Raw genomic sequence first — 8,133 nt, forward strand, 5'->3', positions numbered from 1 at the left:
GGCGCAGGCGGGCGATCTCGGCTTCCAGGGCCAGGTATTCGGCTTCTTTGCGCTGGAGGAAGCGCAGGGTGAGCTGCGCCTTCTGCTCGATACCGTGCGGGGTGAGCAGGTAGGCGTAGGCCCGTTTGTCCTTGCTGGTGCGGAAGTTCTGAATCTTGATCCAGCCTTTGTCGACCAGGGCGCGCACGCAGTAGTTGGCGGCGCCGACGCTGACGCCCAGTTCGCGCGCCAGGGCGCGCTGGGAGAGCGCGGGATTGGCTTGCAGCAGACGCAGGGCGTGGAAGTGGCGGTCTTCGCTCACGGCGGGGCGGCTCCTAGGGGTTTCGGTGCGGTCCGGATCACGTTGTATCGCGTTCGCACCTGATATCCAGACAGACCTTCGTGTAGGGCGGGCTTGAAACCCGCCCCTACGTCCGGTGATCAGGTCCGAAGGCGATACCTGCACGGCTGGCCGGAGGTTGAGGCCTCGGTTGGGTGCGGGGGGCCGCCCGCTAAAGCGTCGGCCTCCGGTTGGGGTGCACCGGGCGCTGGGGGGCGGGGCAGCAGGGTGCGAAGGCCGTTGGGGCTGGTGGGGACGTGAGGCGACCCGTGCGGAGCGTTCGAACGGGTCCGGACACGCTACCGCCCTACCCTGTCAGTGGCGGGCATGGCCGAGGTCACCTGTTCGCAATATTTTGTTCAGTCCTTAAACGGATGGATATGCTAACGCGGGTGAGGCGCGGCGGCAAGGTGGTTTGGCCGTTTGGCTGGCGTCGTCGGCCAGGCTCGGGAGACGCGAGTGCGGGTAGCACGGATTTCACGTCATCAAGGATCGACTTGGGTTTGGCCCAGTGCGACGCCGCTGCAGTGGCCGCCAAACAGGCCGGGAGCGAGATGCACTGTGGGAGCCAGACACGTACTCAACCGCTGGAGCGTAGGCGCGAAATGCACTGTGGGAGCCAGACATACCCCTCCGTACAGACCGCGGCGATCACGTGGATACCACCGGTCAAATGGCGTCGTCGAGCACCTCGACCAGGCCGCGCACGGCCTGCGCGTAGACCTCCAGTTTGTCCTCTGGGGCGTAGGCCATGTTGGGCAGATTCAACCGGGCGACCAGGTTGCGGCTGTTCAGGTGCGCGCGGGCCGGGATACGGAACAGGGCTGTTGAAAGATAGTGAAACGCCAGGTAGGCGGTGTCCTCGCTGCCGAGCCGAAGGTGCGACGCATAGCGCCCGGGGTGCAGAAAGATCACGACCGGGACGACCCGATCGGTTTCGAACAGCTCGGCCAAGTCGAGGCAATAGTGCGCCAAGCGATGAATGGAGAAACGCTTGGGGTCGGTCTCTTCCTCAAACACGAACAGCAACGCCGCGCGCCGACCGTCCGGCCATTCGACCAGGAGCGGGGTGTCCAGCTCCCGAAAGCGCTCGCCCAGCCGCTCCTTGAGTTGCTCTTCACGGATCGGCAGGATGCGGACGCCGGCATCGACGGCATGGGACTCGACGGCGGCAAAGAAGGCGATCGACTCGCGCGGGTAGTCGACGATGAGGTTCTTGAAGTTTTGGTCGTGGCTCATCGCGGTGTCCTTGGACCTGAGGCCTTGATCATCGTTCCGGCCAGCGTTGCTCATTTGGACTCCAGCCGGCCGGTGCCTCGGCTGGCCGGAATGCTGATATAGCGTTCGCACCTGATATCCAGACAGACCTTCGTGTAGGGGCGGGTTTGAAACCCGCCCCTACGTCTGGTTATCACGTCCGAACGCTACAAAGGCGGTACTGCGCCGGATGAGAGGGCACCGCGCGATCTGCGGCGTTACAGGCGGCCGTCGACGGCATCGAACTGCAACACGGATTTCACGTCGTAGAGGATCGACTTGGGCTTGGCCCAGCGGCGGATCCCCGTCGCACCGGTCTCGATGAACTCGCGATGAGCAACGGCGAGGATGATGGCGTCATAGGTGCCGGGCGCCGGGGGCGCGGGCAGGCAGTCGAGGCCGTATTCGTGGTGCGCTTCGTCACGGTCGATCCAGGGGTCGTAGCAGTCGACGGTGAGGTTGTAGTCGCGCAGGGCCTGGATGATGTCGATGACGCGGGTGTTGCGCAGATCCGGGCAGTTTTCCTTGAACGCGAGACCGAGCACCAGGATGCGGCTGTGGCAGACGCCGATGCCGCGCTTGAGCATCAGCTTGACGACGGTTTCGGCGACATGGGCGCCCATGCGGTCGTTGATGCGCCGCCCGGCGAGGATGACCTCGGGGTGGTAGCCGCTGGCGACGGCTTTGTGCGTCAGGTAATAGGGGTCGACGCCGATGCAGTGGCCGCCGACCAGGCCAGGGCGGAAGGGCAGGAAGTTCCATTTGCTGCCGGCGGCTTCGAGCACCTCCAGGGTGTCGATGCCGAGCTTGTCGAAGAGCAGCGCGAGCTCGTTCATGAGGGCGATGTTGAGGTCGCGCTGGGTGTTCTCGATGACTTTGGCGGCTTCGGCGACGCGGATACTGCTGGCCGGGTGGGTACCGGCGGTGATGATCTGGCGGTAGAGGGCGTCGACGATGGCGGCGACTTCGGGGGTGGAGCCGCTGGTCACTTTCTTGATGGTGGTGAGGCGGTGGTCGTGGTCGCCGGGGTTGATGCGCTCGGGGCTGTAGCCGCAGTAGAAGCCTTGAGTTGGGGTCGACGGCGGCGGGACTGGACGCTGGAGCGTCCGCTCTTGCTCCCACGCTGGAGCGTGGGAGCGAGAGGGTGGCGCGGGGGGCTGTGCGTCTCCATGGCGGGGGTCGGGGTGGTGACTGCTTTCGGGAGCGGCCTGGCGGCGGTCGGCATGGAGGTAGGTCAGGCCGGAATAACGCGCGAGGACGGGGACGCAGTCGTCTTCGGTGCAGCCGGGGTAGACGGTGGATTCGTAGATGACCAGGTCGCCGGGTTTGAGGACCTGGCCGACGGTGGCGGAGGCCTTGAGCAGCGGCGTGAGATCCGGGCGCTTGTAGTTATCGACCGGGGTGGGCACGGTGACGATGAAGATGCGGCAGGCGCGCAGCGCTTCCGGGTCGTTGGTGATCTGCAGGTGGCGGGCGGCGGCCAGGTCGTCCGCTGCGACCTCGCGGGTGCGGTCGTGCCCGGCTTGAAGTTCGGCAATGCGCGCGGGGTGGATATCGAAGCCGACGACCGGGCGGTGTTTGCCGAACTCAACCGCCAGCGGCAGGCCGACGTAGCCGAGGCCGATGATGGCCAGGGGGCAGTCCGGGGCGCGCAGATGGGCGAGTGAGGCGGTGACGGTGGTTTGGTCCAGGTCGGGGGTGTGCGGCTGGCGGTCGGTTGGATGCGTGGTGACGGTTTGCTTGAGCCACGTTTTGATCTGTTCGGGATTCATCGCACGCAGGATGTCGTCCGGCGAGAGACCGCGCAGGCGCTCTTCGGGCGCATAGCATGTGAGCACCTCCGACGGATCCAGGCCCTGCAGGCGCTCTTCGAGGCTCGACTTCTCAAGCAGGTCGGCGCGCAGGGTGGCCTGATCCTCCGGTGTCTGCCATGGGTCGTCGAGCATCACGCGCATGGCGTCGCGGTTGATATCGTTCTGATTGAAGGACATGTCGGTCATCTCCAGTCGATGCACTGTGCAATAAGGCCTTGCGACACGGCGGCAGTGGCCGCGGTGGGCTCGATGCCGAGACAGGGGATGCCGTCGGTGAGTACGCGCAGGAATTCGGGGTCTGTCCTTCGCAGGAACCAGTCGGCACCGGTCAGCCGGGTGCTGGACTCGCTTTGGTCCAGCGCGCAAATGGCGCGCCTGGTCTTTGAGCCGGCACAGATCATCGGCGATGCTCAGCGTTCAGCTGGAGTCCAAGGCTTCTGACGCGTCCCTTAGCGCTCGGCCGCAAGCGCCGGCGGTAACGGCGGACGCTCATGGCAGTGCGGCCCCCAGAAGGAATCCTCGGCACATGGGAACGTCGCCTCAGCTTCCTTGAGGGAATAACGATCGACCTTGCCTTGCGCAATCAGATCCATTAGGCGACTCCCTTCCTCCCGATCAGACTCGGCCCACATGGCAGGCTTATCCGGATGATCTTCCAGTTTGACGAACAGGTCACCGCCGTACCGATCACAGAGCTCGACCGCGAGCCGGGTGATCTTGAATGGTGTCTGCGCATCGATCCAGATGAAGAAGCGGTAGCGGTAACTGATATCCCCAACCGGCGCCTCCAGATCCCCGGCAATCGAGCTCATCTTATGTTCTAAGGTGACCTGGGTCAGATACTGCAGCCACTTCAACACCGACCAAGTCAAACAGTAATCGCGCCAGGGGCGCACAAAGTGGCCGGCCGCGATGAAGGCAAGCACCCTGTCGAGCAATTGGTCGGGGTGCTCCCGAGGCTGGAAACCAGCCAGGGCCATTGCCTCGCCGATCGCGAAGCCGAGGCGATAGTCCGGTCGCTCCTCCTTGGGGAGAGATCGGAACTCCCGGTTGTTGAGCGGACTGAGCTCTTCTTCGGCGCGCTGGATGAGGAACAGAAATGCCGCCACGGAGAAATCCGCCGGTAGTCGTGCATACTGCTCGCCGAGCGCTTGGCGCAGCAGATCGTCCAACCACACCACCGGCAGGAGACCGGCGGCTTTGTCGATTTGCCCGCTGAGCATGCGCCATTCATCCAGCGCATGCTCGGGGATCGCATCTCCCCATTTATAGAACTGCATCGCCAACGTCCGGCGGTTCGTCGCCGGGTCTATGACATGATATTCGTACCATCCACGCGTCGACATGACTGGCTCCTCAAAGCTTGAATTTCCCAATCAGGGCGTCAGGATTCGAGTCGGCAAGCCCACGTGGCCGCAGTGATGAGCGACGTCTTCCGCTGCGCAGCAAGACTCAATTTCTCAAGAACCCAGACGCTCATTGCATTGCTTGCAGATGTCGCCAACGAAGCTAGATGGGTGGTGGCGCGGGGGGCTGCGCGTCTCCGTGGCGGTGGTCGGCGCGGCGCTCGGGGATCGGTCAGCAGGATGATGACCGCCGGCCGGCACGCTCATCAAGGCCCCTCATAACGCTTCGACCTCCAGCGAGTCGCCGTAGGTCTCGATCCCCAGGCGCTCCGCCACCTGGCGCGCCCGGGCGTCGATCATCGGCGAGATCACGATCAAGCGGTTGGCAGTGCGCTGGTGTCGCTGCTCGTAAAACCGGGCTTTGCGCTCAAAGATGTACATCCCGGCTTTGTCGATGGACGACTTCAGTTCGCATATCAACAGCAGACCATTTTGGATAATGACGTCCAATTCAATCTGGTCGGGCCGGCCAAACACGGTACCTTGATCGTCGTATTCGTTGACGTTGAGCACCTGTACGCCGAAGTTCTTTTCCAGAATTCCGGCCAACGCGTCGCGGAATGCCTTCTCCGATTGCAGGCCCCAGCGCGACCCCAGCGCGCCGATGCTGCGGTCATGCCGCTGTGCCTGGGCCATGATCTCCTCGTGAACCCGCTTAAATTCTTCGCGCTGCTCCGCCTGATGCGCGTCCCATTTACGGTTCTGTTCGTCCCATTTGCGGTTCTGCTCTTCTTTATATTCGTCCCACTTGCGTGCGCCCTCCTCTCGGTCGCGGCGCAGTTCAGCCAGGAGCTCGTAGAACCGGTCTTCGGTTGCCGCCCGACCGGCATACTCCCGGCGGGTCAAATCCAGAATATACCGGAGAAAATCCGGATCCGTGCGGATGATTTCCGGCAGCTCACGTCTGATCGTCTCTTTTAGGGATTGGGTCGTCATCTCGGTTTCAAACGATGGGGTACGTTGCTGTTCGGATGAGGTTCCGTGCTTTACTTAGCTTCGCGCTGAGGCAGGGTTGCGACGATGCGTTGCTGGTCGGCTTCGCTCAGGTCCGGGTGCATGGGCAGGCGCATGACCTGGCGGGCAATGGCTTGGACAACCGGGGTACACTCGGAGCAGCACAGGTGAGCGTAGGCCGGTTGCTCGTTGAGCGGCACGGCCTTGATCATAAACCCGGCCACCGCGCGATCTGCACGGTCGGCGGTCCGCACAGCGGACTCTACAGGTCACGGTGTTACCGTAGGGTCCGCTGTGCGGACCGTCCGCGGCTCGTAACGCGGGATCGAGAGGCCATTAGCCGCCAAATTCTTCGGTTAACTTACCGTTTCCAGTCACGATGCCAGCGCGTTGCATCACACGTTGAAGCGCTTGAGGGTCAGCCTTGAGTTTTTCTACGATTCGCCCAATTGCGGCCAGCTCAGCACCCGCCGATGCCGGCGGGTTGGCTTGCAGCAGACGCAGGGCGTGAAAGTGGCGGTCTTCGCTCACGGCGGGGGCGGCTCCTGGGGGCTTCGGTGAGGTCCGGATCACGTTGTATCGCGTTCGCACCGGATATCCAGACAGACCTTCGTGTAGGGGCGGGTTTGAAACCCGCTCCTACGCCCGGTGATCACGTCCGAAGGCGATACCTGCACGGCCAGCCGGAGGTTGAGGCTCCAGTTGGGTGCGGGGCGCCGCCCGCTAAAGCGTCGGCCTCCGGTTGGAGTGCAACCGGGCGCTGGGGGGCGGCCAGCGGGGTGCGAAGGCCGTTGGGGCTGGTAGGGACGTGAGACGACCCGTGCGGAGCGGTCAAACGGGTCCGGACACGCTACCGCCCTACCCTGTCAGTGGCGGGCATGGCCGAGGTCACCGGTTCGCACCTGTTCGAAATGGTTGTTCAGTCCTTAAACGGCTGGCTACGCTAACGCGGGTGAGGCGCGGCGGCAAGGTGGTTTGGCCGTTTGGTTAGTGGAGCACCTCGTCGAGGGTCTGGGCGGTGAGGATGCGGTCGGACCACTCCAACAGGGTTTCGGAGTCGGCGCGGGCGATGCGCTCACGCACCGCCTCGGTGGGCGGACCGAACTTGCGGGTGATCTGGCGCAAGAGCATGGCGGCCTCTCCTTCTTGGCGACCCTCTTTATGGCCCTTCTGAATCCCGATGCGCTCGGCAGTGGTGACGTATTGCATGTGCTCGGCTTCCTCTAGCGCTTGAATGCACCGATGGTAGTCTTCTTCCAAGGCGTCGGGCAACGCTAACACCCAATCGATCTCTCCACTGCACCGCCAGACTTTGATCAGCTTGTCCGCATAGCGGCGACTGAAGTCGCCCCTACAGCCGCGCCGTTGGAATCGCTTTAAGTCCCACAGCCTGCCAGGCGGTTTCCGTCAATCCCCTGAGTGTTCGGTTTGCTTGAGCCAGGTTTTGATCTGTTCGGGATCCATCGCGAGCAGAATGTCGTCCGGCGAGAGGCCGCGCAGGCGCTCTTCGGGCGCGTAGCGTTTGAGTACCTCCGCCGGATCCAGGCCGTGCAGGCGCTTTTCGGGGCTCAACTTTTGCAGCAGGCCGGCGCGCAGTTCGGCTTTCTCCTCCGGTGTTAGCCACGAGTTGTTGAGCATCAGGCGCAGGGTGTCGAATTTGAAATCGTCGAGGGTGTAGGACATGGCGGTCAGATCCTCTCGATGCATTTGTGCAACAAGGCCTTGCGACACGGCCGTGGCGGCAGTGTCAGCGGTGGGCTCGATGCCAAGACAGGGGATGCCGTCGGTGAGTACGCGCAGGAATTCGGGGTCTGTCCTTCGCAGCAACCAGTCGGCACCGGTCAGCCGGGTGCTGGACTCGCTTTGGTCCAGTTCACCAGCACGCAAGTGGCGCGCCTGGTCTTTGAGCCGGCACAGATCATCGGCGATGTTCAGCGTTCAGCTGGAGCCCAAGGGTTCTGACGCGTCCCTTAGCGCTCGGCCGCAAGCGTCGGCGGTAACGGCGGACGCTCATGGCAATGAGCGACGTCTTCCGCCGGAATCAGGACAGGGGGCTGAGGCCATTCCCAGAAATCAACATCGCGGCTGCGCATGCCTGCAAGACAGCGCAAACCGCTGATCTGTCAACGGTCGTGACGGGGATGTTGCTTCAGCCAGGCTTCGACGAACGCGGGATCAAGACCTTCCAGCCGCNCCTCGGGGCTGAGCCCGCGCAGCCACTCCTCGGGGGTGGGCTCGCGTGGCCACTCATCGGGGGCAAGGCCGCGCCGCCGAAGCGCATCCACCAGGCGATCCAGCAGCGTCCGGATCTCGGGCGCCAGCCCGCGCAGGCGACCCTCTTCCACCAGGCGATCCAGCGCTGTCTTCAGGTACTTGGGATCGC

Annotated in this window: 10 protein-coding genes and 1 pseudogene; 1 reads left to right on the forward strand and 10 read right to left on the reverse strand. The window is 63.7% G+C overall.

The annotated features are described in order from the left end of the window. The 10 genes and pseudogenes from A39O_RS0104175 to A39O_RS42525 all read right to left on the reverse strand — a co-directional run. The coding region (locus A39O_RS0104175) for a MarR family EPS-associated transcriptional regulator (protein WP_020503451.1) at positions 1-301 on the reverse strand (301 nt) is incomplete at its 3' end. A gap of 696 nt (positions 302-997) precedes the next feature. Beyond that, a pseudogene (locus A39O_RS31915) lies at positions 998-1,558 on the reverse strand (hypothetical protein); the annotation flags it as partial. A gap of 236 nt (positions 1,559-1,794) precedes the next feature. Continuing rightward, positions 1,795-3,576 carry a nucleotide sugar dehydrogenase gene (locus tag A39O_RS0104185; protein ID WP_020503453.1) on the reverse strand — a complete coding sequence of 594 codons (1,782 nt, stop codon included), beginning with the start codon at positions 3,574-3,576 and terminating at the stop codon, positions 1,795-1,797. Continuing rightward, positions 3,573-3,791, reverse strand: a complete 219-nt coding sequence (locus A39O_RS41575) for a hypothetical protein (protein WP_020503454.1) — start codon at positions 3,789-3,791, stop codon at positions 3,573-3,575. The genes A39O_RS0104185 and A39O_RS41575 overlap by 4 nt, the downstream gene beginning before the upstream one ends. Positions 3,792-3,839: 48 nt before the next feature. Continuing rightward, positions 3,840-4,736, reverse strand: coding sequence for a hypothetical protein (locus A39O_RS0104195; protein ID WP_157639606.1), 897 nt, complete (start codon positions 4,734-4,736; stop codon positions 3,840-3,842). Between the two features lie 276 nt (positions 4,737-5,012). Beyond that, positions 5,013-5,732 carry a PD-(D/E)XK nuclease family protein gene (locus tag A39O_RS0104200; RefSeq protein WP_020503456.1) on the reverse strand — a complete coding sequence of 240 codons (720 nt, stop codon included), beginning with the start codon at positions 5,730-5,732 and terminating at the stop codon, positions 5,013-5,015. Positions 5,733-5,782: 50 nt separating this feature from the next. Continuing rightward, on the reverse strand, positions 5,783-5,962 hold the full coding sequence (locus tag A39O_RS40265) for a DegT/DnrJ/EryC1/StrS family aminotransferase (RefSeq protein ID WP_026199157.1): 180 nt from the start codon (positions 5,960-5,962) through the stop codon (positions 5,783-5,785). Positions 5,963-6,086: 124 nt separating this feature from the next. After that, positions 6,087-6,281 (reverse strand): hypothetical protein, encoded by a 195-nt coding sequence (locus tag A39O_RS40270; protein WP_157639607.1) that lies wholly within the window; start codon positions 6,279-6,281, stop codon positions 6,087-6,089. A 456-nt stretch (positions 6,282-6,737) separates the two neighbouring features. Next, positions 6,738-6,959 carry a DUF4351 domain-containing protein gene (locus A39O_RS31920; protein ID WP_020503458.1) on the reverse strand — a complete coding sequence of 74 codons (222 nt, stop codon included), beginning with the start codon at positions 6,957-6,959 and terminating at the stop codon, positions 6,738-6,740. A 198-nt stretch (positions 6,960-7,157) separates the two neighbouring features. Beyond that, a complete protein-coding gene (locus A39O_RS42525) occupies positions 7,158-7,433 on the reverse strand; it encodes a hypothetical protein (RefSeq protein ID WP_040527103.1) in 276 nt (91 codons plus the stop codon). A gap of 18 nt (positions 7,434-7,451) precedes the next feature. On the opposite strand from A39O_RS42525, the gene A39O_RS42530 reads away from it, so the two are divergent. Next, the gene (locus tag A39O_RS42530) at positions 7,452-7,712 is read left to right on the forward strand and encodes a hypothetical protein (protein WP_245561766.1); all 261 of its coding nucleotides are present in this window, start codon (positions 7,452-7,454) and stop codon (positions 7,710-7,712) included. Positions 7,713-8,133 lie beyond the last annotated feature (421 nt).

Origin of the sequence: Lamprocystis purpurea DSM 4197 (genome assembly GCF_000379525.1) — a bacterium.
Taxonomy (GTDB): domain Bacteria; phylum Pseudomonadota; class Gammaproteobacteria; order Chromatiales; family Chromatiaceae; genus Thiodictyon; species Thiodictyon purpureum.

Coding starts and splice junctions, on each gene's coding strand:
- A39O_RS42530 (WP_245561766.1), top strand. CDS start 7,452: ATGCATTTGTGCAACAAGGCCTTGCGACACGGCCGTGGCGGCAGTGTC.
- A39O_RS0104185 (WP_020503453.1), bottom strand. CDS start 3,576: ATGACCGACATGTCCTTCAATCAGAACGATATCAACCGCGACGCCATG.
- A39O_RS42525 (WP_040527103.1), bottom strand. CDS start 7,433: ATGTCCTACACCCTCGACGATTTCAAATTCGACACCCTGCGCCTGATG.
- A39O_RS31920 (WP_020503458.1), bottom strand. CDS start 6,959: ATGCAATACGTCACCACTGCCGAGCGCATCGGGATTCAGAAGGGCCAT.
- A39O_RS41575 (WP_020503454.1), bottom strand. CDS start 3,791: ATGATCTGTGCCGGCTCAAAGACCAGGCGCGCCATTTGCGCGCTGGAC.
- A39O_RS40265 (WP_026199157.1), bottom strand. CDS start 5,962: ATGATCAAGGCCGTGCCGCTCAACGAGCAACCGGCCTACGCTCACCTG.
- A39O_RS0104200 (WP_020503456.1), bottom strand. CDS start 5,732: ATGACGACCCAATCCCTAAAAGAGACGATCAGACGTGAGCTGCCGGAA.
- A39O_RS0104195 (WP_157639606.1), bottom strand. CDS start 4,736: ATGTCGACGCGTGGATGGTACGAATATCATGTCATAGACCCGGCGACG.